The organism is Streptomyces sp. NPDC004609 (assembly GCF_042873655.1).
Lineage (GTDB): Bacteria > Actinomycetota > Actinomycetes > Streptomycetales > Streptomycetaceae > Streptomyces.
This window is the reverse complement of record NZ_JBIALS010000018.1, coordinates 100,621-122,126: the sequence shown is the minus strand read 5'-3', so window position 1 is coordinate 122,126 and position 21,506 is coordinate 100,621. Positions and strand designations below refer to the sequence as shown.

General features: G+C 71.9%; 21 protein-coding genes. 8 read left to right on the top strand and 13 right to left on the bottom strand.

Annotated features, from left to right (window positions below; all coding sequences use genetic code 11):
- Positions 1-158 precede the first annotated feature (158 nt).
- A complete protein-coding gene (locus ACFYT4_RS19400) occupies positions 159-1,190 on the bottom strand; it encodes an LLM class flavin-dependent oxidoreductase (protein WP_389270020.1) in 1,032 nt (343 codons plus the stop codon).
- 218 nt (positions 1,191-1,408) lie between these two features.
- Between ACFYT4_RS19400 and ACFYT4_RS19395 the strand changes: the two genes are divergently transcribed.
- Entirely contained in the window at positions 1,409-1,738 is a 330-nt protein-coding gene (locus ACFYT4_RS19395; protein WP_389270018.1) for an ATP/GTP-binding protein, read from the top strand.
- Between the two features lie 72 nt (positions 1,739-1,810).
- Here ACFYT4_RS19395 and ACFYT4_RS19390 read toward each other — a convergent pair whose 3' ends face one another.
- From ACFYT4_RS19390 to mce, 7 genes are all read right to left on the bottom strand, one after another.
- Complete coding sequence (locus tag ACFYT4_RS19390; RefSeq protein WP_389270016.1) at positions 1,811-2,638, bottom strand: ABC transporter permease; 828 nt, start codon at positions 2,636-2,638, stop codon at positions 1,811-1,813.
- Positions 2,635-3,825, bottom strand: coding sequence for an ABC transporter ATP-binding protein (locus ACFYT4_RS19385; RefSeq protein ID WP_389270014.1), 1,191 nt, complete (start codon positions 3,823-3,825; stop codon positions 2,635-2,637). The genes ACFYT4_RS19390 and ACFYT4_RS19385 overlap by 4 nt, the downstream gene beginning before the upstream one ends.
- A gap of 162 nt (positions 3,826-3,987) precedes the next feature.
- Positions 3,988-4,767: an ABC transporter permease gene (locus ACFYT4_RS19380; RefSeq protein WP_389270012.1), complete on the bottom strand. Its 780-nt coding sequence runs from the start codon at positions 4,765-4,767 to the stop codon at positions 3,988-3,990.
- Positions 4,768-4,770: 3 nt separating this feature from the next.
- A complete protein-coding gene (locus ACFYT4_RS19375; protein ID WP_389270010.1) occupies positions 4,771-5,766 on the bottom strand; it encodes an ABC transporter ATP-binding protein in 996 nt (331 codons plus the stop codon).
- A gap of 105 nt (positions 5,767-5,871) precedes the next feature.
- Positions 5,872-6,810, bottom strand: a complete 939-nt coding sequence (locus tag ACFYT4_RS19370) for a cellulose-binding protein (protein ID WP_389270008.1) — start codon at positions 6,808-6,810, stop codon at positions 5,872-5,874.
- A gap of 114 nt (positions 6,811-6,924) precedes the next feature.
- Positions 6,925-10,782, bottom strand: coding sequence for a polarized growth protein Scy (scy, locus tag ACFYT4_RS19365; RefSeq protein WP_389270006.1), 3,858 nt, complete (start codon positions 10,780-10,782; stop codon positions 6,925-6,927).
- 170 nt (positions 10,783-10,952) lie between these two features.
- Positions 10,953-11,381, bottom strand: coding sequence for a methylmalonyl-CoA epimerase (gene mce / locus ACFYT4_RS19360; RefSeq protein WP_389270004.1), 429 nt, complete (start codon positions 11,379-11,381; stop codon positions 10,953-10,955).
- A gap of 146 nt (positions 11,382-11,527) precedes the next feature.
- Here mce and ACFYT4_RS19355 point away from each other — a divergent pair, with 146 nt between their 5' ends.
- Both ACFYT4_RS19355 and meaB read left to right on the top strand, forming a co-directional pair.
- Positions 11,528-12,730, top strand: a complete 1,203-nt coding sequence (locus ACFYT4_RS19355) for an acetyl-CoA C-acetyltransferase (RefSeq protein ID WP_389270002.1) — start codon at positions 11,528-11,530, stop codon at positions 12,728-12,730.
- 27 nt (positions 12,731-12,757) lie between these two features.
- Positions 12,758-13,717 (top strand): methylmalonyl Co-A mutase-associated GTPase MeaB, encoded by a 960-nt coding sequence (gene meaB, locus ACFYT4_RS19350; RefSeq protein ID WP_389270000.1) that lies wholly within the window; start codon positions 12,758-12,760, stop codon positions 13,715-13,717.
- Between the two features lie 366 nt (positions 13,718-14,083).
- Here the strand turns inward: meaB and ACFYT4_RS19345 are convergent, their stop codons facing one another.
- Positions 14,084-14,653, bottom strand: a complete 570-nt coding sequence (locus tag ACFYT4_RS19345) for a PepSY domain-containing protein (RefSeq protein ID WP_389269998.1) — start codon at positions 14,651-14,653, stop codon at positions 14,084-14,086.
- Positions 14,654-14,767: 114 nt separating this feature from the next.
- Between ACFYT4_RS19345 and ACFYT4_RS19340 the strand changes: the two genes are divergently transcribed.
- Entirely contained in the window at positions 14,768-15,433 is a 666-nt protein-coding gene (locus ACFYT4_RS19340; RefSeq protein WP_389269996.1) for a response regulator transcription factor, read from the top strand.
- Positions 15,430-16,842: a sensor histidine kinase gene (locus ACFYT4_RS19335; RefSeq protein ID WP_389269994.1), complete on the top strand. Its 1,413-nt coding sequence runs from the start codon at positions 15,430-15,432 to the stop codon at positions 16,840-16,842. Before ACFYT4_RS19340 ends, ACFYT4_RS19335 begins: the two co-directional genes overlap by 4 nt.
- Positions 16,843-17,027: 185 nt before the next feature.
- On the opposite strand, the gene ACFYT4_RS19330 is transcribed toward ACFYT4_RS19335, so the two are convergent.
- The 4 genes from ACFYT4_RS19330 to ACFYT4_RS19315 all read right to left on the bottom strand — a co-directional run bounded on the left by ACFYT4_RS19330 (position 17,028) and on the right by ACFYT4_RS19315 (position 19,722).
- On the bottom strand, positions 17,028-17,504 hold the full coding sequence (locus ACFYT4_RS19330; protein WP_389269992.1) for a MarR family winged helix-turn-helix transcriptional regulator: 477 nt from the start codon (positions 17,502-17,504) through the stop codon (positions 17,028-17,030).
- 148 nt (positions 17,505-17,652) lie between these two features.
- Complete coding sequence (locus ACFYT4_RS19325; protein ID WP_389269990.1) at positions 17,653-18,432, bottom strand: AIM24 family protein; 780 nt, start codon at positions 18,430-18,432, stop codon at positions 17,653-17,655.
- Positions 18,432-19,082, bottom strand: a complete 651-nt coding sequence (locus tag ACFYT4_RS19320; RefSeq protein WP_389270109.1) for an AIM24 family protein — start codon at positions 19,080-19,082, stop codon at positions 18,432-18,434. Before ACFYT4_RS19320 ends, ACFYT4_RS19325 begins: the two co-directional genes overlap by 1 nt.
- Before the next feature lies 1 nt (position 19,083).
- Positions 19,084-19,722, bottom strand: coding sequence for an AIM24 family protein (locus ACFYT4_RS19315; protein WP_389269988.1), 639 nt, complete (start codon positions 19,720-19,722; stop codon positions 19,084-19,086).
- A gap of 169 nt (positions 19,723-19,891) precedes the next feature.
- Between ACFYT4_RS19315 and ACFYT4_RS19310 the strand changes: the two genes are divergently transcribed.
- The 3 genes from ACFYT4_RS19310 to ACFYT4_RS19300 all read left to right on the top strand — a co-directional run bounded on the left by ACFYT4_RS19310 (position 19,892) and on the right by ACFYT4_RS19300 (position 21,425).
- A complete protein-coding gene (locus ACFYT4_RS19310; RefSeq protein WP_389269986.1) occupies positions 19,892-20,236 on the top strand; it encodes a DUF3817 domain-containing protein in 345 nt (114 codons plus the stop codon).
- Between the two features lie 289 nt (positions 20,237-20,525).
- Entirely contained in the window at positions 20,526-21,035 is a 510-nt protein-coding gene (locus ACFYT4_RS19305; RefSeq protein ID WP_389269984.1) for a MarR family winged helix-turn-helix transcriptional regulator, read from the top strand.
- 63 nt (positions 21,036-21,098) lie between these two features.
- Positions 21,099-21,425, top strand: a complete 327-nt coding sequence (locus ACFYT4_RS19300) for a DUF3817 domain-containing protein (RefSeq protein WP_389269982.1) — start codon at positions 21,099-21,101, stop codon at positions 21,423-21,425.
- Positions 21,426-21,506 lie beyond the last annotated feature (81 nt).

The following is a 21,506-nucleotide window of genomic DNA, read 5'->3' as shown; positions in this document are numbered from 1 at the left end:
GGGCCGAGCCGCCCGGCTCCGTCCGGGGTGAGAGCCGTCCGGCCGTGCCCGCCGTGCACGGCCGGCGGCGGATCTCCGCGCCGGAGAACCGCGACCGCAGGCCGGCCCGGCGGCCCCGGGCGTACGGTCGCGGCGGGCCCGTCCGGGACTCCGGCGCCTCAGGTCAGCAGGGGGACGACGTCCCGCCCCAGCCGCCGTACGTTCTCCTCGGTCGTCGTGAGGTCGCCCGAGCCCTCCGTGAGCAGCGCGAAGCGGCTGATGCCGGTCCGCTCGGCGGTGGCGGCCAGACGGTCGGCGGCGAGCCGGGGCGAGCCGACCGGGTGCAGCGAGCACAGCAGTTCCGTGTACGCCACGGGGTCGCGCATCGCCCGGTGCCGGCCGTCGACGGTGATGTGCGCGGCCAGCCCCTGCCGGAGCCAGCCCGGCATGGCCTTGAGGAGGGTCTCCCTGGCCTCGCTGCCGCGGTCCGCGAGCTGGGCCACCCCGGCCGACACATGCCCGGCCGCCGCGATGTCCTCGGGGGAGTGGCCCGCCGCCAGGGCGTGCCGCCGCCACAGCGCGACCATCTCCGCCTTGTCCTCGTCACCGCAGTGCATCCCGAGCAGCATCGGCAGCCCGCGCTCGGCGGCCAGCCGCACGCTCCCCGGAGAGGTGCAGGCGACGATGACCTCGGGCCCCTGCGGGGGGCCGCCGATCACCTCGTCGGGCCGGGGCACGACGGGGACCTCACGGAAGCGGTACCGCTCGCCGTCGGCGCCGACGGCCGGCTCCCGCAGCCAGCGCAGCAGCAGATCGAGGGACTCCGGGAACCCGCTCTCGTACGCCCGCAGGCCGGAGCCGAAGACCTCCAGATCGACCCAGGGGCCACCGCGGCCCACGCCGAGGGAGAACCTTCCCCCGCTGGTGAGATGCAGCAGTACGGCCTGCTCGCCGAGCGCCACCGGATGCGCGCTGGGCAGCACGCTCACCGCGGTGCCGACGCGGATCCTGCGGGTGCGGCCGAGCAGCAGCGCGGCGAGCGTCACCGCCGACGGGCACACGCCGTACGGCACGAAGTGGTGCTCGGCCAGCCAGACCGAATCCAGCCCTGATTCCTCGGCGACCTCGGCGGACCGCACCGCCCGGTGCAGCGCCTCCCCCTGACCCTGGCCCGGGAACTGAGCGGCCAGTACGAACGTCCCTACGCGCATCGCCTTCTGCCTCCTTGCGGCCGACGCGTGACTCCCCCTGTCGGCAATAACGCCAGACACGTGCCAAAGGCACGGGCAAAAGTGAAGTTCTTGCGATTTTCCGGTAACCGGCCCGGTGGCGGGCGCGGTCTCCCGCCGTGACGTACCTGTACCCCCGACCGCGGCCCGTAGGCTGGGACACGAAAGGAAACGTCCCCACTTGCCCCGTGAGGTGCCACGTGTCCCCCCGCCGCAACCGCCCCAAGGGCGGCGACAAGTCCTCTGCGCAGCCCGGCGAACCGGGCGACCGGTACGGCGGCTTCGGCCGTACCGAATCCTGGCAGGGGGAGGAGTGGTCGGTCCGCCATGTCGCGGGCGCAAGTGCCGCGGGCAAGCGGTACCGCTGCCCGGGGTGCGACCAGGAGATCCCGTCCGCCGTCCCGCACGTGGTGGCCTGGCCGGCGCAGGGCGGGGTGGACGACCGGCGGCACTGGCACAAGGCGTGCTGGAACGCGAAGGACCGCCGCACCACCCGGGTGCAGCGGTCCCGTAACGCGCCGAAGTACTGAGCCCGGACCGTCACCGGGCCCGTTCCGCGGGCAGGTGTCCCGGCGGCCGTCCCGCAGGGTCGGCCCCGGCTGCTACACGTCCCGTGCGTTGAGCGCCGCGTACGCGCCGCCGAGCGCGACGGCCGCGACGATGATCATGATCCACAGCGGTTCCCAGCCCTGGGGGCCGCTCTCCACCACGGAGTTGTCGTACAGGACCGAGAGCTGGCTCGGGATCGAGTACTCGAACAGGAACTCACGGACGCTGTTGAGGGACTCCGAGAACATGAACATCGCGAGCACGAGCGGCAGCAGGACCACACCGATCATCACGGTGATCGCGCCCGCCGAGTGGCGGATCAGCGAGCCCACGGCGAGCGACAGCAGTCCGAGGAACGCGATGTAGAGGCTGACGCCGATCGTCGCGCGGAACCAGGTCCCCGCGCTGGGCCAGCCGTCGCCGAGCATCGCGACCTGGAAGGCGGCGACCGTCGTCGTCGTGACGGCCGTGACGGCGAAGACGAGCAGGAAGTAGACGATCGCCTTCGCGGTCAGCACCCGGGCGCGCGAGGGGCAGGCGGTCAGCGTGGTCCTGATCATCCCGGTGCTGTACTCCGACGCTATCGTCAGCACGCCCAGGGTGATCACACAGACGCTGCCGAGCAGCACGCCGAAGAAACCGAGAATGAGGATCTCGTCGTTCTCCGGGTCCGCTTCGGAGGCGGAGACGCCCACCGCGATGAGGAGCCCGATGCCGACGAGCAGCGCGATCATGACACCGAGCGTCCACATCGTGGAGCGTACGGAACGGATCTTGGTCCACTCGGAGGCGAGCGCGTCACCGAGAGTGGCCCTGCGGATGGGGATCGGCGAGGCGTACGAGGCGGCGGGCGCGCCCGGCTGCTGGTAGGGGGTGGTCATCGGGCGTCCTCGGGCGTGGTCGGATCGGTGGGTGCGGCGGCCGGGCCGGGCGCGGGGGCCTGGGGTTGCGGACCGCCACCCGGGCCGGGCGCGGGGGGCGGGGGCGGCGGAACTACGGCCGGGCCGGGCGCGGCCGGGGTGGCGTAAGGATTCGCTCCCTGCTGCGGCGGCGGGGGCGCGTACCACCCCTGCTGCGGCACCTCCGGGATGTGCGGCCCGCCCGCCCACCCCTGTGGCGGCCCCGGCTGCATCAGACCCGACTTCTGGTCCTCCGTCGAGCGGTAGTCGACCGCGCCCTGCGTCATCCGCATGTACGCCTCCTCCAGGGACGCCTGATGCGGTGACAGCTCCCACAGCCGTACGTCCGACTCGTGCGCCAGATCGCTGATCCTCGGCAGCGGCAGCCCGGTCACCCGCAGGGCGCCGTCGGGCTCCGACAGCACCTGCCCGCCGGCCTCGGTGAGCGCGGCCGTCAGCTTCTCGCGCTGCTGCGGCTCCTCCTGCGGCGTACGCACCCGGGCGAAGTCCGCGGAGTTGGCCGAAATGAAGTCCTTGACGCTCATGTCCGAGAGCAGTTGCCCCCGCCCGATCACGATCAGATGGTCGGCGGTCAGCGCCATCTCGCTCATCAGATGCGAGGAGACGAAGACCGTGCGCCCCTCGGTGGCGAGTTGCTTCATCAGATTCCGGACCCAGAGGATGCCCTCCGGGTCGAGCCCGTTGACCGGCTCGTCGAAGAGCAGCACCTGCGGGTCGCCGAGCAGCGCCGCCGCGATCCCGAGCCGCTGCCCCATGCCGAGGGAGAACCCCTTGGACCGCTTTCGGGCGACCTCCTGGAGTCCGACGACCCCGAGCACCTCGTCGACCCGGCGCGGGGGGATCCCGGAGAGCTGCGCCAGCGACAGCAGATGATTGCGCGCGCTGCGCCCGCCGTGGACCGCCTTGGCGTCCAGCAGCGCCCCGACCTGCCGCGGCGCGTTCGGCACCGCCCGGAAGGGCAGCCCCCCGATCGTCACCGTCCCCGAGGTGGGGTTGTCGAGTCCGAGGATCATCCGCATGGTCGTCGACTTACCCGAACCATTGGGACCGAGGAACCCGGTCACGGCACCCGGCCGCACCTGAAACGAAAGGTTGTACACGGCCGTCTTGGCGCCGTAGCGCTTGGTCAGGCCGACTGCCTCGATCATTCTCCAGCCCCATCGACTTCATTGGTCGTCGGGGCCCAGGCCGTCGTGCCCTACGCCCCCCGTAAGGCTTCAGAGGATATCCGGGCCCTGACGGTTCCGGCCAAGCCGTAACGATCCCCTCACGACGGTGGCGCAGCCCCGCGTCCCGGCGGGTCAGTACAACTAGGCGTCGCGCTTCTTGATCACCAGGAAGGCGCCGACGAGGGCGGCGAGGACCCACAGGACCATGATGCCCAGGCCCTCCCAGGGGCCGTAGGGGGCCTTGGCGCTGCCCATGGCGTCGGGGACGACCTGCATGATCTTGGAGCCGGCCTGGTCGGGGAAGTAGCGGGCGGCCGTCTTGACCTTGGGGACCGCGGAGAGGATCTGGGAGACCAGGAAGAAGAAGGGCATCAGGATGCCGAGGGCCAGCATCGAGCTGCGGAGCATCGTCGCCACGGCCATGGAGAACAGCGCGATCAGACCCATGTACAGGCCGCCGCCGACGACGGCGCGCAGCACATGGTCGGCGCCCAGGGTGGTGCGGTGCTCGCCCAGGAGGGCCTGGCCGATGAAGAACGCGGCGAAGCTCGTCGCCAGGCCCACGGCCAGCGCCAGGGCGGTGGCCACCGCCATCTTGCTGAAGATGAACGTGCCGCGCTGGGGGACCGCCGCCAAAGAGGTGCGGATCATGCCGGAGCTGTACTCCGTGCCGACCACCAGCACACCGAAGACCACCATCGCCAGCTGGCCGAGAATCATCCCGGAGAAACTGGCGAACGTCGGATCGAAGCTGAGCCGTTCGCGCGCCGACAGATCGTCGAACGTCGCGTTGAACACCGCGCAGAGCGCGGCACCGATGGCGACCGTCACCAGGAACGCGCACGCCAGCGTCCAGGTCGTCGACGACACCGTACGGATCTTGGTCCACTCGGACTGGAGGACCGCGGGTACCGATGCCATGGTTCAGGCCCCCTTGCCGCTCTGATAGGTCTGGCCCCACTGGGGCACCGGTTCCGGCGCGGGCGGTGCGCTCGACGGCGCGCCCCCCGGCGTACCGTGCGCGTGGTACTCCACCGAGGCCGCCGTCATCTGCATGAACGCCTCCTCCAGCGAGGCGCGCTGCGCGCTCAGTTCATGCAGGACGAGCTGATGACGCGCCGCCAGCTCGCCCAGTTCCTCGGTGGTCGCGCCGTCGATCTCCAGCGTCCCGCCCGCCCCCGACTCGACCGCGGCGAAACCCTCCTGGTGCAGCACGTCCCGCAGCCGCTCCTGCTGCGGGGAGCGGAGCCGGACAAAACTGCGGGAGTTCTGCTGGATGAAGTCCGCCATCGAGGTGTCGGCCAGCAGCCGCCCCTGGCCGATCACGATCAAGTGGTCGGCGGTGAGGGCCATTTCGCTCATCAGATGGGACGAGACGAAGATGGTACGCCCTTCAAAGGCGAGCGCCTTCATCAGATTGCGGATCCAGTGGATGCCCTCGGGGTCGAGCCCGTTCACCGGCTCGTCGAACATCAGGATCTCCGGGTCGCCCAGCAGCGCCGAGGCGATCCCCAGCCGCTGCCCCATGCCCAGGGAGAACCCCTTCGACTTCTTCCCCGCCACCGTCGACAGACCGACGACGTCGAGGACCTCGGACACCCGGGAGGAGGGGATACGGTTCGCCTGCGCCAGACAGAGCAGATTGTTGTACGCGCTCCGCCCGCCGTGCATGGCCTTCGCGTCCAGCAGCGCGCCGATGTACTTCAGAGGCTCCTTCAGATCGCGGTAGTGCTTGCCGTCGATCCGCACGGACCCGCTGGTCGGATTGTCCAGATCGAGCATCATGCGCATCGTGGTCGACTTGCCGGCGCCGTTCGGACCCAGAAACCCGGTGATCATTCCGGGCCTGACCCGGAACGAGAGATGGTCCACGGCGACCTTGGTGCCGAAGCGCTTGGTGAGGCCCTCAAGCTCGATCATGCGGCCACGTTAAGGGTGCGCGAAGCCCCCCGCCACTTGAGCGACGGGGGGCTTCGCGCCGGGGTGGCCGACCAGGCCGGACCACCGCGTGATGAAGCGAACGGCTCAGCGGGACTGCTGGGCCGGGACACCGCGCGAGATCGGCTCGTCGTCGGCGGGCGTACCGGCCGCGGCGACCGCCGCACCCGTCAGCGTCGCCAGCATCTCGCGGACGTTCGTCAGCTGCGCGTTGATCGAGTCGCGGCGGTTGGTGAGCGCCGCCAGCTCGCGCTCCGATTCGCTGCGGATCCGGTCGGCCTTGGCGTTCGCGTCGGCCACGATGTCCTCGGCCTGGCGCTGTGCCGTCTCCACCGTCTGACGGGCACGGCGCTCCGCGTCCGTACGCAGCTTCTCCGCCTCCAGCCGCAGCTGCTCGGCGCGGTGCTCGATCTCCGCCAGGCGCTTCTCCGCCTTCGCCTGACGCGACGCCAGATCGCGCTCCGACTGCTCGCGGCGCTTGGCGAGGTTCGTCTCGAAGTCCGCCGCGGCCTGGGCCGCCTTGGCGCGGGTCTCCTCGAAGAGCGCGTCCGCCTCCTCGCGCTTGGACTGGGCGTCCTTCTGCGCCTCGGTGCGCAGCTGGGTCGCGTCGCCCTTCGCCTTCTCGACGATACGGACGCCCTCGTCCTCCGCCTTCGCCTTGCGCTCGGCGGCGAACGACTCGGCGTCGTTACGGACCTGCTGGGCCGCGGACTCGGCCAGTTCACGGTGCTGCTCGGCGGCCCGGCGGGCCTCCTCGCGCAGGTCCTTCGCCTCCTCCTCGGCGAGGCGGAGGATCTTCTCGACGCGCGCACCGAGCCCTGCGTACGACGGCTCCGCGTCGCTTACCTGGGCCTGGGCGTTCTGCGTTTCGAGGTGGAGCTCCTCAATACGCTTCTCCAGCGAGGTGATTCGGGCCAGAGCACTATCACGGTCGGCGACGAGCTTGGTAATGCGGTCGTCCACCTGACCGCGGTCGTAACCACGCCGCACGAGCTCGAAGCCGAAGGGGGAGGAAGTGTCGCTCATGGGGTTCCTGTCGAATGAGACCGGTGAGGTGATAGGGGGAATCCTAGGGGCCGAAGCGGTGTGTCATCGAGCGGATGCCGGTTTGATCTGGAGAATGTCCAGCCTTTTGAGTGGCTAGCCGTCCGACGACTTGCCACTCGAACGGGTAACACCGGCCGTCGCACCGGCTTTGACGGCCCCTCCGGAGCCGCCCGACGACGACTTGCCGCCGGACGAGGACGGAGTCTCGAAGGACTCCAGGGCCTCCAACACGTCCTGGACACGGGAGATCTCGGCCTGGATGTCCTCGCGCCTGCGCACCAGTACATCCAGCTCCCGCTTGCCGTCGCCGACCATCCGCCGGGCCTCGGCGTCGGCGTCCGTCTTGATCCGCTCGGCCTCACGGATCAGTTCGGCCTTCTTCTGCTCGGCCTCCTTCAGGAGGCCCTCGGCCTTCTTGACCGCGGCGATCCGCACCCGGCCGGCCTCCGAAGTGGCCTCCGACAGCAGCTCCTTGGCCTTCTGCGCGGACTCGGCCCGCTGCTCGGTCGCGGCCTTCACCAGCTGATCGACCCGCTCGCCCGCGGTCTTCATCTGCTCGGACGTCTCACGGCGGGCCCGCTCGTGCAGCGCCTCGACCTCGTTCTCGACGCGGATACGCAGCTCGTCCGAGCGCTCCCTGATGGCGGTGGCGTCCCGGCGCGCGCCGACCAGCAGCTCGTCGGCGTCCGTACGGGCCCTCTCCACCAGGGAGTTGCCCTCGACCGTCGCCTCCGAGACCAGCCGCTCGGCCTCCTTGCGCGCCGCGCCCACCATCGCGTCGGCCTGCTTCTCCGCCTCCAGGGCGGCGCGCAGCCCCTCCTCCTGGGCCTTGTTGATGAGCTGGTCCGCCTGCTCGGCCGCGTCCCGGCGCCGCTTGGCCGACGCCTCGCGCGCCTCGTCCACGGTCCGGTCCGCCGCCGCCCGCGCCTCGCCGCGCATCCGCTCGGCCGCCGCCTGGGCGTCCGACCTGATCTGCCGCGCCTCCGTCCGGATACGTTCCGCCGCCTGCTGCGCGGAACCCACGGTCTCGGCGGCCTCGGCCCGCAGCCGCTCCGCCTCGGCGCCCGCCTCGGCGACGAGCTGGTCAGCCTGCTCTGCCGCGTCCCGCCGCCGCTGGTCGGCGGCCTGGCGGGCCTCGTCCAGCAGCGTCTGCGCCTCGGCCCTGATCCGCTCGTTCTCGCTCGTCGCCTCGCCGATCAGCCGGTCCGCCTGCGCCGCCGCCTCCGAACGGATGCGGTTGGCGTCGTCGCGGGCGTCCGCCCTGGTCCGGGACGCGTCCTGCTCGGCGGAGGCCACCGCGTCGGACGCCTCCGTACGCATCCGCTGGACGTACTCGGCGGTGTCCACGCGCAGCCGCTCGGACTCCGCGATCGCGTCGGTGACGGTCCGTTCGGCGAGCGCGTTCGCCGCCTCGGTCTCCTCCTGGGCGCGCGTCCGCAGCCGGGCCGCGTCCTCGGCGGCCCGCTCCAGCGCGGCGTGCGCGTCGGCGCGGACCCGGTCCGCCTCCTCCTGCGCCTCGCTCCTGGTGCGCTCGGCCGCGTGCTCGGCGGCGGACCGCAGCCCGGCGATCTCCTGCTCCGCCTGCTCCTGGAGCCCGGCGACGGTGTCCCGCACCTGCTTGGCGGTCTGCTCCGCCGCGGCGACCGACTCACCGGCGCGCCGGTCGGCCTCCTCCACCAGCCGCTGCGCCTCGGCCCCCGCCTCCTCGACCCGGTTGCGGGCCGACGCCAGCAGCTCCTCGCTCTGCTCGCGGGCCCGCTCACGCTCCCGGTCCGCCTCGCCGCGCGCGGACTCCAGAATGCCCTCGGCCTCCCGGCGGCGGCGCACGGCCTCCTCCTGGGCGGCGGCCAGCGCCTCGGCGGCCTCGGCACCCACCCGGTCGGCGGCGGCGGCGGCCTCCGCGCGCAGCCGGTCGGCGGTCTCCTGCGCCTCGCTCTTGAGCCGCTCGGCCTCGTTCGAGGCGTCGCTGCGCAGCCGTACCGCGACGTTCTCCGCCTCGGCGCGGGCCGTCGACGCGTCCTGCGCCGCCTCGGTCCGCAGCCGCTCGGCCTCCTGCTCGGCCTGCCCCTGGAGCGTACGGATGCGCTCGGCGGCCTCCGTACGGAGCCGGTCGATCTCCTCGGCGGCCTCCCGGCGGATCCGCTCGCCCTCCGCCCGGGAGTCCGTGAGGTGCTGCTCGGCGGACTCGACCCGGGCCTCGGCCTCGCCCTGGAGGCGGGCCAGCTCGTCGGCGGCCTCCTGCTGACGGGCCGCGATCGCCCGCTCGGCCTCGTCACGCAGTCCGTCGGCGGCCTGCTCGGCGGCGGCCCGCATCACGCCGGCCTGCTCCTCCGCCTCCGCCCGCAGCCGCTCGGCCTCGGCGCGGGTGCGCTCCAGCGTCTCCTCGGCCTGCCGGCGCAGACCGGACGCGCGCTCGATGGCCTCCGTACGGACCCGCTCGCTGTCGGTGGACGCGCCCGAGCGCAGTTCGTCGGCGTCCGTACGCGCCTTGGTCAGCAGGTCCTCGGCGGTACTGGCCGCCTCCTCGATCTGCTGGACGGCCTCACGGCGGGCCTCGCCGCGGATCCGCTCGCCCTCGGCGACCGCCTCGGAACGCAGCTGCTCCGCCTCGCCGCGCAGCCGCCGCGCCTCCTCCTGGAGCTCGACGGTCCTGGCGCGGTACTCCTTGGTGTCGTCCTTGGCCGCGCCCTTGAGCTGATCGGCCTGCTCGGCGGCCTCGCCGCGCAGCCGGTCCGCCTCCGCCTCGGCCTCCCGGCGGATCCGCTCGGCCTCCTCGCCCGCCTTGCGGGTGGTCTCCCGGGCGTCCTCGGACGCCTTGCTCAGGACCTCCTCGGCGGTCCTCGCCGCCTTCGCCAGCTGGGCCGCAGAGTCCTCCGCCGCGAGCGTACGGGCCTTCTCGGCGGCGGCCGCGAGCCGCTTCTCCGCCTCCGCGCGGGCGTCGGCGAGCAGCTGCTCGGCCTCCGTCTTCACCGCCTCGGCCTCGGAGGTCGCCTCCGCGACCAGCCGGGCGATCTCCGCCTTGGCGGTACGGGTGCGCTGCTCGGTGTCGGACTCGGCGGACGCCTGCTGCCGGGCGGCGGCCTCCTTGGCCTCCGTGACCAGCTTCTCGGCCTCCGCGCGGGCCTCGCGGAGCCTGTCCTCCGCCTCCTGCATCCGCTGTTCGGCCGCCCGGCTCAGTTCGCCGGCCTGCTGGCGGGCCTGGTCGGACTCGGCGGTGGTCGACGAGCGCAGCTGCTCGGCGTGGCTGGTGGCCTCACGCGCCTGGGTGGACGCCGCGTTCAGCAGCCGCTCGGCGTCCTTGCGGGCCCGCAGCAGGATCGACTCCGCCTCGGCGCGGGCCGACTCCGCCTCGGAGCCCACCCGGGAACGGGCCTCGTCGGCGGCCCTCTTGGCCTCCGAGCGGGCCTGTGCCAGGGACTGCTCGGCCTCCGCGCGGGACTCGTCGAGCAGGCGGCGGGCCTGCGACTCCGTACGGGCGCGCAGCTGCTCGGCCCAGGCGACGTTCTCGTTGACGTGCGCCTCGACGGTCTGGCGGCGCTCGGCCAGCTCCTGGTCGAGCCGCTGCCGGCGCTGATTGGCCTCCGCGTGCAGCTCGGCCTGGAGGCGGGCCTGCTGCTCGGCGTGCTCCTGGAGCAGCCGCTGGGCCTGGGCGCGTACCTCCCGCAGCTCCCGCTCGGCGTCGGAGCGCAGCTGGTCGGCCTGGATCTGGGCGTTACGGAGCATCTGCTCGGCCTGATAGCCGAGGTCGGCGCTGTCGTACGCGGGGCGGGACGCGAGATTGCGGCGCGCCTCGTGGAGCTTGGCGCGCAACACCTCGACCTGGTAGCCGAGGTCCTCGGCATGCTGGACGGCCTTCTCCCGCTCGGTCTTCAGCCGGTCCATCTCGGCTTCGAACCGCGAGAGGTGGTCGTCGTCAGCTCGGTGGCTCTCCTGGCGTTCGTAGCCCCGCACTGCGCGGTCCCATCCGTCCCCTGGTCGCAACTGACTCCACACACAAGCACCGCCCGCCGGGCGAACGGCCCCCCGGGGAATGGTGACAGAACAATATGAGAGGACGCGGCGCGGCCCCGACCCGGCCCCGGCCCGGAATTGCCCACTCTACCGGGCCGGGAATCCGGAGGTCAGTGCTCCGTTGCAGAGGTGACGAGTTCGGTCAGTACGCCGTGGCAGTCCTTGGGGTGGAGGAAGGTGATCCGGGAGCCCATCGAGCCGGTCCGCGGCTCGTCGTACAGGACGCGGACGCCCTTGTCGCGGACCGACTGGGCGTCCCCGTCGACATCGGCGGTCCCGAAGGCGATGTGATGGACGCCCTCACCGTTCTTGGCCAGCCACTTCCCCACGGCGGAGTCCTCGCGGGTGGGCTCCAGCAGCTGGAGGTAGGACGCCCCGCCGTCGGACGTATCGTTGATCTTGAGCATGGCCTCGCGTACGCCCTGCTCCTCGTTGATCTCCGTGTGGAAGACCTCGAAGCCGTACGTGGCCCGGTAGAACTCGACGGTCCGGTCGAGGTCGAAACAGGCGATCCCGATGTGGTCGATGCGCGTCAGCATCCCACCAGTGCACCCCCGTACCGATGGTTACGCAACGTGCGGGCGATCACACCGGCCGCACGATGACCCGAAGCGGAACCGCTCAGTACATTGAGGTAAACCCTCGTTCACTCCTCAGCCTCAGAGCTGGAAGGGGATCGTCTCTCATGTCAGGAACGACCGGTACCACCACAGTGATCGTCGCGGGCGCGCGGACGCCCATGGGACGGCTCCTCGGCTCCCTCAAGTCCTTCTCCGCCGCCGATCTCGGCGGCTTCGCGATCAAGGCGGCCCTGGACCGGGCGGGCATCGGACCCGACCAGGTGCAGTACGTGATCATGGGCCAGGTGCTCCAGGCGGGTGCGGGACAGATTCCGGCGCGCCAGGCGGCCGTCAAGGCGGGCATTCCGATGGACGTACCCGCGCTGACCGTCAACAAGGTCTGTCTCTCCGGGCTCGACGCGATCGCTCTCGCCGACCAGCTGATCCGTGCGGGTGAGTTCGACGTGGTCGTCGCGGGCGGCCAGGAGTCGATGACCAACGCGCCGCATCTGCTGCCGAAGTCGCGCGAGGGCTACAAGTACGGCGCGGTCGAGATGCTCGACGCGATGGCGTACGACGGACTCACCGACGTCTTCGACGGCATCGCCATGGGCGAGTCCACGGAGAAGCACAACACCCGGCTCGGCATCGCCCGTACGGAGCAGGACGCGATCGGGGCGGCGTCCCACCAACGGGCCGCGGCGGCGCAGAAGAACGGGATCTTCGAGGCGGAGATCACCCCCGTCGAGATCCCGCAGCGCAAGGGCGACCCGGTGGTCTTCGCCAAGGACGAGGGCATCCGGCCGGAGACCACCGCCGAGTCCCTGAGCAGGCTGCGGCCCGCCTTCGCCAAGGACGGCACCATCACCGCGGGCACGTCCTCGCAGATCTCCGACGGTGCGGCGGCCGTCGTCGTCATGAGCAGGGCGAAGGCCGAGGAGCTGGGCCTGGAGTGGATCGCGGAGATCGGCGCGCACGGCAATGTCGCCGGCCCCGACAACTCGCTCCAGTCGCAGCCGTCCAACGCCATCAAGCATGCCCTCTCCAAGGAGGGCATCGGGGTCGGGGACCTCGACCTCATCGAGATCAACGAGGCCTTCGCGGCGGTCGCCGTGCAGTCGATGAAGGATCTCGGGGTGTCCCCGGAAAAGGTGAACGTCAACGGCGGCGCGATCGCCCTCGGCCACCCCATCGGCATGTCCGGGGCGCGCCTGGTGCTCCATCTGGCGCTGGAGCTGAAGCGCCGTGGCGGCGGGGTCGGCGCGGCGGCGCTGTGCGGCGGCGGCGGGCAGGGCGACGCGCTGATCGTCCGCGTACCGGCGAAGTAAGCCCTTCACCCGATCGAGGAGAGCGTGATGGTGGACGTCCCCCAGCTGGTCGCCCAGGCGCGGGCGGGCAGGCCCAGGGCCGTGGCCCGGCTGATCTCTCTGGTGGAGGGGGCGTCACCCCAGCTGCGCGAGGTGATGGCGGCACTGGCGCCGCTGACCGGCGGCGCGTACGTGGTGGGCCTGACGGGCTCGCCCGGGGTGGGCAAGTCCACCACCACGTCCGCGCTGGTGAGCGCGTACCGCAAGGCGGGCAGGCGGGTGGGGGTGCTGGCCGTCGACCCCTCCTCGCCGTTCTCCGGCGGAGCGCTCCTCGGCGACCGTGTCCGGATGTCCGACCACGCGTCCGACCCCGGTGTCTACATCCGCTCCATGGCGACCCGCGGTCATCTCGGCGGGCTCGCCTGGGCCGCCCCGCAGGCCGTCCGGGTCCTTGACGCGGCCGGCTGCGAGGTGATCCTCGTCGAGACCGTCGGCGTCGGGCAGTCCGAGGTCGAGATCGCGGCGCAGGCCGATACGTCGGTGGTGCTGCTCGCCCCCGGTATGGGCGACGGGATCCAGGCCGCGAAGGCGGGCATCCTGGAGATCGGCGACGTGTACGTGGTCAACAAGGCCGACCGCGACGGCGCGGACGCGACCGCGCGCGAGCTGAACCACATGCTGGGCCTCGGGGAGTCCCGGGGGCCCGGTGACTGGCGACCGCCCATCGTCAAGACGGTCGCCGCGCGGGCGGAGGGGATCGACGAGGTCGTCGAGGCCCTGGAGAAGCACCGCGCCTGGATGGAGGAGCGGGGGGTGCTCGCCGAGCGGCGGCACCGCCGGGCCGCGGGCGAGGTGGAGACCATCGCCGTCACCAGGCTGCGTGAGCGCATCTCCGATCTGCACGGAGACCGCCGGCTGGAGGCGCTGGCGGACCGGATCGTGGCGGGGGGCCTGGACCCGTACGCGGCGGCGGACGAGCTGGTGGCGGGGCTGACGGAGCGCGGCTGAGCGGTACGCGGGGGCCGGTGTCGGTCCCGGTGGGCCGAGGGCGTTTCCGAGGATCTTGCTGGGCTCGGGGTCCCGGAGGCGTGGGGCCTGGGGCTCGGGGTCCCGGGAGCGTGCTCGGTCTCACGGTCCGGGCGGGCCGTGCTCCGGTGTCAGGGCCCTGGCACGGGCCGGGGGTGCGGGCGGGCGCGGGTGGGCCGGGCGTGTACGGCCGTGCGGGTGGATTGTGGGATTCACCGGCCTTCCCGGGCCGTCGGCGGCGCCGGTCGGGTGCCGGGCCGGTGTGGACGGGGTGCGCGGGCGCGGTGGGCCGAGATGGGTGCCTGCGGGCCAGGGGGGCCAGGCCCGCAGGCGGTTCATGGGGGAGGGTCAGTCGTCCGACGCGGGGGCGGCGGTCGCCTTGGCCGTCCGGGGGTCGACCAGGATGTCGTGCGAGGCGCCGTCGTCCGTCCGGATCTCGACCTGCCAGTGGGCGTCGTCGAGCTCGATCTCCGTGATCGTGCCGGAGCGGAGGGCGAGGGCCGCGTCGGCGGCCTGCTGGGCGGTGACCTCGGGCCGGGGGAGGGCGCCGTCCGCGGTGTCGGCCCCTTCGTTCCCGTCCTCGGCGTCGTTCCCGGCGCCGTGGTCTCCGGCGTCGCCGGTGTCGCCGGCGCCGTCCACCCGGGAGTCCAGCACCGCGCCCGAGGCCGCGTCCACCCTGACCTCGTGGTCGCGGCCGTCGGCGGCGCGGATGTCGATCTCCCAGTCGCCCTTGCCCTCGTCGTCGCGGTCGGCGGACTCGACCGAGCCGGGGGTCTTCTCCTGCGCGATCCTCAGGGCCTCGGCGGCCGTGACCTTCGCGGTGGGGACGGAATCGTCGCCGGACGCGGCGTAGGCGGTGACGGCTCCGCCCACGACCAGTGCCGCGGCGGCAGCGGCGATGACGATCTTGCGCTTCATGAGGAGCCTCCGGAACGGTACGGGTTCGACGGATGCCAATGTCCCCGCCCGACCCTGAAGGCAGGCTGAAGCCACCTGAAGCGATCTTCAGGTCCGGTTTGCGACCCTGAAGACATGCGTTTGCTGATCGTGGAGGACGAGAAGAGGCTCGCCCTCTCCCTCGCCAAGGGCCTGACCGCCGAGGGCTACGCCGTGGACGTGGTCCACGACGGCGTGGAAGGGCTGCACCGCGCCTCCGAAGGGGCGTACGACCTGATCGTCCTCGACATCATGCTGCCCGGCATGAACGGCTACCGCGTATGCGGCGCGCTGCGCGCCGCCGGCAGCGATGTGCCGATCCTGATGCTCACCGCCAAGGACGGCGAGTACGACGAGGCGGAGGGACTGGACACCGGCGCCGACGACTATCTGACCAAGCCCTTCTCGTACGTCGTCCTGGTGGCGAGGATCAAGGCGCTGCTCCGCCGCCGCGCCCGCGCCGGCGGCTCGCCGGTGCTGAGGGTGGGGGACCTGCGGGTGGAGACCGCCGCCCGGCGCGTGTTCCGCGGGGAGGCGGAGGTCGCTCTCACGGCGAAGGAGTTCGCCGTTCTGGAACAGCTCGCCGTCCGCGCCGGGGACGTCGTCAGCAAGGCGCAGATCCTCGACCACGTCTGGGACTTCGCCTACGACGGCGACCCGAACATCATCGAGGTCTACATCAGCGCGCTCCGCCGCAAGCTCGGCGCCGAGCGCATCCAGACCGTGCGCGGCGCCGGGTACCGGCTGGTGGCCGCGCCATGAGATCGGTACGGGCCAAGGCCGCGCTCGGCGCCACCGGCGTCGTCGCCGTCGCGCTGATCGCCGCGGGTGCGGCCGTACTCCTCGTGCTGCGGGCGTACCTCGTCGACCAGGCGCAGCTCCAGGCCGAGGTCGCCGCCCGGGACATCGCCTCGCGGATCGTCCGCGAGCTGCCCGCCGACCGGCACGATCTGCGGGCGGGCGAGGGCCGGCCGGTCCAGGTCGTCGACGAGGACGGGCGCGTGCTCGCCGTGAGCGAGGACCTGGAGAAGATCTCCGGCACCGGCAGTACGAGCGTGACGCCCGTGTCGCCGTCCGGCGGCGACACGGACGAGGGCGGCGGGGACGGGGACGGCACCCCCGCGCGGGGTGAAGTCGCCGCCGGGAAGCCCGTGTTCAGCACGGGCGAGGCGACCGTGGACGGCGACACCGTCGCGTACCGCTTCGCCGCCGTGGAGGCGACTATGGACTCGGGCCCGACCGTGACCGTCTACGCGGGCGCCCCGCTCTCCGTCGAGGAGGACGCCGTGGGGTCGGTCCGCGACGCCATGCTCGTGGGGCTGCCGGTGCTGCTCGTGGTGGTCGGTTCGGTGACCTGGTTGGTGACCCGGCGCGCGCTCCGCCCCGTCGAGGCCATCCGGGGCGAGATGGCCGCGATCACGGCGTCGGAGGACCTCTCCCGGCGGGTCCCGGAGCCCGGTACCCGGGACGAGGTCGCCCGGCTGGCACGGACCACCAACGAGACCCTCGCCGCGCTGGAGGCGTCCGTCGAGCGGCAGCGCCGGTTCGTCGCGGACGCCTCGCACGAGTTGCGCAGCCCCATCGCGTCCCTGCGCACCCAGCTCGAAGTGGGGCAGGCGCACCCGGAGCTGCTGGACGTCCCGGGCGCGGTCGCCGACACCGTACGGCTGCAGCAGCTCGCCGCGGATCTGCTGCTGCTGGCGCGGCTGGACGCGGGGGAGCGGCCCGGCCGGTCCCGGATCGACCTCGGCGCGCTGGTACGCGAGCGGGTGGCGCAGCAGCCCCGCGGCGAGGGTGTCCCCGTGACCGTGGACGCGGCCGACGGGGTCGAGGTCTCGGGGTCCCCGGGGCAGTTGGCGCGGGTGCTCGGCAATCTGCTGGACAACGCGCGGCGGCACGCGACGACGGCGGTCACGGTGACCGTGCGCCGGGAGGGTGATCACGCGGTGCTGAGGGTCGCGGACGACGGGGAGGGCGTACCGGTGGCGGAGCGCGAGCGGATCTTCGAGCGCTTCGTCCGCCTGGACGACGCGCGCAGCCGGGACGAGGGCGGCGCGGGGCTGGGCCTCGCGATCGCCCGGGACGTCGCGGAGCGCCACGGCGGCAGTCTCGCGGTGGTCGGGCCGAAGGGGCCGGGCGCGGTGTTCGAGCTTCGCCTGCGGGCGGTCTGACGGGGGCGGTGCCGTGGTGTGACCGGTTCCCGGTCTCGCCCTCCGTCCGCCATCGCCGGACGGGCTGGGGGGTGGTCCGGGCGGGCTTGGGGTGGTCCAGGGGTGGTCCGGACGGGCTGGGTGGGGGTGTGCCGGACGGGCCCCGGTGGGGCGGGCCGGGGGTGGGTACCGCCGGACGGGTGGGGTCAGGGCTTGCCGCGGTGGCCGCGGAGGTGGGTGGCCACCGGGGAGAGGGACGTTCTCAGGTCCGAGAGGGCCTCCGGGGTCATCAGGTCGATGAAGTGCTTGCGCACCGACGCGACATGGTGCGGCGCGACCCGGCGCATGGTCTCCGCGCCCTGCTCGGTGAGCACCGCGTACAGCCCGCGCCGGTCCGACTCGCAGTTCTCCCTGCGGACGAGGCCCGCGTTCTCCATCCGGGTGATCTGGTGGGACAGCCGGCTCTTGGACTGCAGGGTGGCCGCGGCGAGGTCGCTCATCCGCATGCGCTGTTCCGCGGACTCGGAGAGATTGACCAGGATCTCGTAGTCGTTGTTGGTCAGGCCGAACGGCTGGAGGTCCTTTTCGAGCTGGTGCATCAGCAGCCGGCTGACGTCCAGATGCGTACGCCAGGTGACTTGCTCGTCATCGGTGAGCCAGCGGGTGGCCGTCTCGGTCTCCATATGTGGATTCTACCTAAGAAGTTGAAAGACGTACGAACTGGGAGTGTGACGCCGGGCACCCAAACGCCGGGCATCCGGCACGCGAATGCGCAGTGTACGCAGTGCCCGTGGGGCGCAGACGTTCGACGTCACACTCCGCAGACGTCTCTCACAGGCCGAAACGGCGCTGGAGATCCCCCAGCTGGCCGGGCAGACGCGGGGCGGACCCGTGTTGACCAGGGGCTCCCGACCCTCCGTGACCGCCCGGAACCCCCGCCTGCGCCGGAGGCACCCCCGTCGCCGTCTCCGCCATCAGCGCCTCGGACGACTGGAGCAGTACGGTCCCGGCGCCGACGAACTCGAACTGGTGCTCCTCGCCGGAGGCCCCGCCGATCCCCGTCAGCGCCCGCAGGCCGCCCATCACGCCGGTCATATAGCCGTGGTCGTAGTGGTGGCAGGGCGACGGGCAGTCCGCCCAGCCGACCAGGGCCTGCGGATCCACCCGGATCGGGGGCTCCATGAACACCACGGGCCCATTGGACGCGGCGACGAACTTCCCGGTGCCGATCAGGGTCAGAAAGCCCGGCACGATCGACTGCTTCAGCGCCAGGGACGGCTGGTAGGCCAGCAGATTCCCGGACCGGATCGTCAGATTCCCGTCGTCCAGGTCGAAGGAGTTCACATCGAAGGCGCGGTCCGCGAGCAGCATCTTGCCGCTGCCCTCCGCCACCACCCAGTCACTCGCGTGCAGCGGGGAGTGGAACGAGGTCCGGAGCAGCCGGTCGAGGCGCCCGTGGCCGATGCCGTTGAACTCGATCTGCCCGTAATAGGCGATCATCTTGCCCTTCTGGAGGAACCACTGGCTGCTCTTCAGTTCCACACAGAAGGTGTACGCGTTGACGTTGTCGTCGCTCGGCAGCGACATCGGGTCGAGAACGTCAGGGCCCATCACAGCTTCTCCTCCGATGCCTGGACATACACCGCGCCACTGCCGCTCAGCTCCAGCTGGAATCCCTCGCCCGAGCCGCGCCCCACCATGTCGCGCCACCCGAGCGCGGTGGAGAGCTTGTTCTGGACATCGCCGTGGTGGGCGACGTACGCCTGGGGGTCCACATGGACCGGCCGCCCGGGCACGATCGGCAGCTCGACCACCCCGCCGTGCGCCATCACCGCGACGGCGCCGTGGCCGCGCAGGGTGGTCGTGAACAGCCCCTGGCCGGTCACCTGGCCGCGCACCATGCCCATGACCCCGCCCTGCGAGCCCATGAACATCGTGTTCTGCTCCAGCGTCCCGTCGAAGGCGAGCAGCCGGTCCGCCTCCACGTACAGCATGTTGCCGGTCAGATTGACGACCTGGATGTGATGGCCGCCGTGGCCGAACCACACCGTGCCCTGGCCTTCGACGGTCATCAGCGGCGTCGCCTCGCCCGCGACCCGTCGCCCGATCATGGAGCCGATGCCGCCCTGGCCGCCCGCCGAGTTGGGGGTGAAGGCGACGTCACCCTTGTACGCCAGCATCGCGCCGCGCTGGCTGAACATCCGCTGGCCGGGGACGACCGTCGCCTCGACCATCTTCGAGTTGATCTCACGGAAGGGCATCTCAGACATCCCCTCCGACGGTGTTGCGCTCACTGGGCTGTACGTAGACCAGACCGTCGCCCTCGAAGCGGATCTGGAACGCCTCGCCGCCGCCCTCGCCCATGAAGGTGCGGAAGGTCACACCGGACTGGAAGTTCTGCTGGAGGTTGCCCTGGTGGGCGATGTACGCGCCGGGGTCGACCGAGAGCGGGTACTGCGGGGTCACCCGCAGCACCACCGCGGGGCCGTCCGACATGATCGCGGCCTGGCCGCTGCCCTCGACGGTGGTGGTGAACAAGCCGTTGCCGCTCGCCCCGCCGCGCAGACCGGTGAAGCTGGTGCCCGTGCGCAGCCCCGCGTCCGCGGCGAGCAGATTGCTCGACTCGACGTACAGCTTGTCGCCCTGCAGGCTCACCAGATTGATCTCGGACGCGCGGTCGGCGAAGAAGCAGGTGCCCTGGCCCTTCACCTCCATCATCACCATCTGCTCACCGGTGAGCCGGCGGGTGACCATCCCGCGGATGCCCTCACCGCCACCGGACAGCTTCATGAAGGCCATCTGGCCGTCGTAGGCGACCATCGACCCGTTCTTCGCTTTGACGGTGTCGCCGGCCATGTCGACCGCGAGCACCTTGCTCCCCTGGAGCCTGAACGTTGCCACGGGCCGACGGTAGCCGCCCGTAGTGGGGCGGGAACAGGTATCGCGGGAGGTTCCCGGCCCGCCGGACGGACCCCGGACAAAGCCTTGGCAAAGGCGGCTGTCAGAATGGGTCCGCGCTTGTGAGCGCGTTCACAAGATCGAATCCCGTCGTCCCCCCGAAGGTGCACCCGTGGACATCAAGACCGCCTCGTCCCTCCACCGCCTCCGTCTGGTCTCCGCTCCGGAGGCCGTCTCGTTCATCCTGCTGATCATCGCCTCGGTGCTGAAGCGCACGACGGACTTCAACGCGGTCCCGGTCCTGGGCATGATCCACGGCGTGCTGTTCATCATCTACGTCCTCTTCTGGGCGGACGCGTGGAACCGCACCAAGTGGGATCTGAAGACGGCGGCCCTCTACTTCGTGCTCTCCGTCCTCCCGCTCGGCGGCTTCGTCGCGGAGCGCAGGCTCAAGCGGGCCGCGGAGGCCGAGGTGATCGCGTCGCGTGCGCGTCGTGAGGGCACGGTCAGCGCGTAACGCCCGGCAGGGGCCGCCCCTCGCGGCCCGTCCGGGGGCTCTCCACCGGGCCCGCCGCCCCCGGCCCCGCGGGTTCTCTTGCTCGTGTGTCTCCGGGGTGTGTCTCCGGCGGGAGGGCGCTCCCGGCGCGAGGACGCGCGTACACCCGCGGCCCGGGGCGGAGGTTTCCCCACGGCTGTCCCCGGGGCCCGGCGCGGCCCGAGGACGGCCATCGGAAGCGCGCGGGCCGAAAGGACCGAGGAGCGAGACGGGGCTGACTGCCATATGACCAGTCGGTAGGGTCTCAGACGTGCCCAAGCCGCTCAGCCTCCCCTTCGATCCCATCGCCCGTGCCGACGAGTTGTGGCAGCAGCGCTGGGGGCCCGTCCCCTCGATGGCCGCGATCACCTCGATCATGCGGGCGCACCAGATCCTGCTCGCCGAGGTCGACGCCGTCGTCAAGCCGTACGGGCTGACCTTCGCGCGCTACGAGGCGCTGGTGCTGCTCACCTTCTCCAAGGCCGGTGAGCTGCCCATGTCCAAGATCGGCGAGCGGCTGATGGTCCACCCGACCTCGGTGACCAACACGGTGGACCGGCTGGTCAGGTCCGGGCTGGTCGACAAGCGGCCCAATCCGAACGACGGCCGCGGCACCCTCGCCTCCATCACGGACAAGGGGCGCGAGGTCGTGGAGGCGGCCACCCGCGAACTGATGGAGATGGACTTCGGGCTGGGCGCGTACGACGCCGAGGAGTGCGCGGAGATCTTCGCGATGCTGCGCCCGCTGCGGGTCTCCGCGCAGGACTTCGAGGAGAAGTAGCCGGCCGGCACCTTGTCCGACCCGGCCACGGGGTGATATTTGCGCCCCGTTAGGCTCGGCGCCATGAAACAAACCGTGCTGACCCGCTACCGGGTGATGGCGTACATCACCGCCGTCTGGCTGCTAGTGTTCACCGGCGCCATCGTGCTGAAGTACGGCTTCGACACCGGCGACACCATGCTGATCTCGCAGATCCACGGTGTGCTGTTCATCGTCTACGTGATCTTCGCCTTCGATCTCGGCTCCAAGGCGAAGTGGCCCTTCGGCAAGCTGCTGTGGGTGCTGGCGGCCGGCTGTATCCCCGTGGCCTCCTTCTTCGTCGAGCCCAAGATCACCCGTGAGGTCCGGGCGCTGATCGACGACGGCGTCGCCGAGCCGGTGAAGGCGTAAGCGACACCGACACCTGGCGCCTTTGCCGTCGGCGTCACCCGTTCGGTCCGCCGCCGCCCCGCCCCGCGCCGGACCCCTCAC

What these genes read in the sequence shown, in the direction of transcription:
- ACFYT4_RS19400 (WP_389270020.1), bottom strand. Translation starts at nt 1,190, where the DNA reads ATGCGCGTAGGGACGTTCGTACTGGCCGCTCAGTTCCCGGGCCAGGGT.
- ACFYT4_RS19320 (WP_389270109.1), bottom strand. Translation starts at nt 19,082, where the DNA reads ATGCCCTTCCGTGAGATCAACTCGAAGATGGTCGAGGCGACGGTCGTC.
- ACFYT4_RS19390 (WP_389270016.1), bottom strand. Translation starts at nt 2,638, where the DNA reads ATGACCACCCCCTACCAGCAGCCGGGCGCGCCCGCCGCCTCGTACGCC.
- ACFYT4_RS19335 (WP_389269994.1), top strand. Translation starts at nt 15,430, where the DNA reads ATGAGATCGGTACGGGCCAAGGCCGCGCTCGGCGCCACCGGCGTCGTC.
- meaB (WP_389270000.1), top strand. Translation starts at nt 12,758, where the DNA reads ATGGTGGACGTCCCCCAGCTGGTCGCCCAGGCGCGGGCGGGCAGGCCC.
- ACFYT4_RS19380 (WP_389270012.1), bottom strand. Translation starts at nt 4,767, where the DNA reads ATGGCATCGGTACCCGCGGTCCTCCAGTCCGAGTGGACCAAGATCCGT.
- ACFYT4_RS19300 (WP_389269982.1), top strand. Translation starts at nt 21,099, where the DNA reads ATGAAACAAACCGTGCTGACCCGCTACCGGGTGATGGCGTACATCACC.
- ACFYT4_RS19370 (WP_389270008.1), bottom strand. Translation starts at nt 6,810, where the DNA reads ATGAGCGACACTTCCTCCCCCTTCGGCTTCGAGCTCGTGCGGCGTGGT.
- ACFYT4_RS19340 (WP_389269996.1), top strand. Translation starts at nt 14,768, where the DNA reads ATGCGTTTGCTGATCGTGGAGGACGAGAAGAGGCTCGCCCTCTCCCTC.
- ACFYT4_RS19385 (WP_389270014.1), bottom strand. Translation starts at nt 3,825, where the DNA reads ATGATCGAGGCAGTCGGCCTGACCAAGCGCTACGGCGCCAAGACGGCC.
- ACFYT4_RS19375 (WP_389270010.1), bottom strand. Translation starts at nt 5,766, where the DNA reads ATGATCGAGCTTGAGGGCCTCACCAAGCGCTTCGGCACCAAGGTCGCC.
- mce (WP_389270004.1), bottom strand. Translation starts at nt 11,381, where the DNA reads ATGCTGACGCGCATCGACCACATCGGGATCGCCTGTTTCGACCTCGAC.
- ACFYT4_RS19330 (WP_389269992.1), bottom strand. Translation starts at nt 17,504, where the DNA reads ATGGAGACCGAGACGGCCACCCGCTGGCTCACCGATGACGAGCAAGTC.
- ACFYT4_RS19345 (WP_389269998.1), bottom strand. Translation starts at nt 14,653, where the DNA reads ATGAAGCGCAAGATCGTCATCGCCGCTGCCGCCGCGGCACTGGTCGTG.
- ACFYT4_RS19325 (WP_389269990.1), bottom strand. Translation starts at nt 18,432, where the DNA reads ATGGGCCCTGACGTTCTCGACCCGATGTCGCTGCCGAGCGACGACAAC.
- ACFYT4_RS19355 (WP_389270002.1), top strand. Translation starts at nt 11,528, where the DNA reads ATGTCAGGAACGACCGGTACCACCACAGTGATCGTCGCGGGCGCGCGG.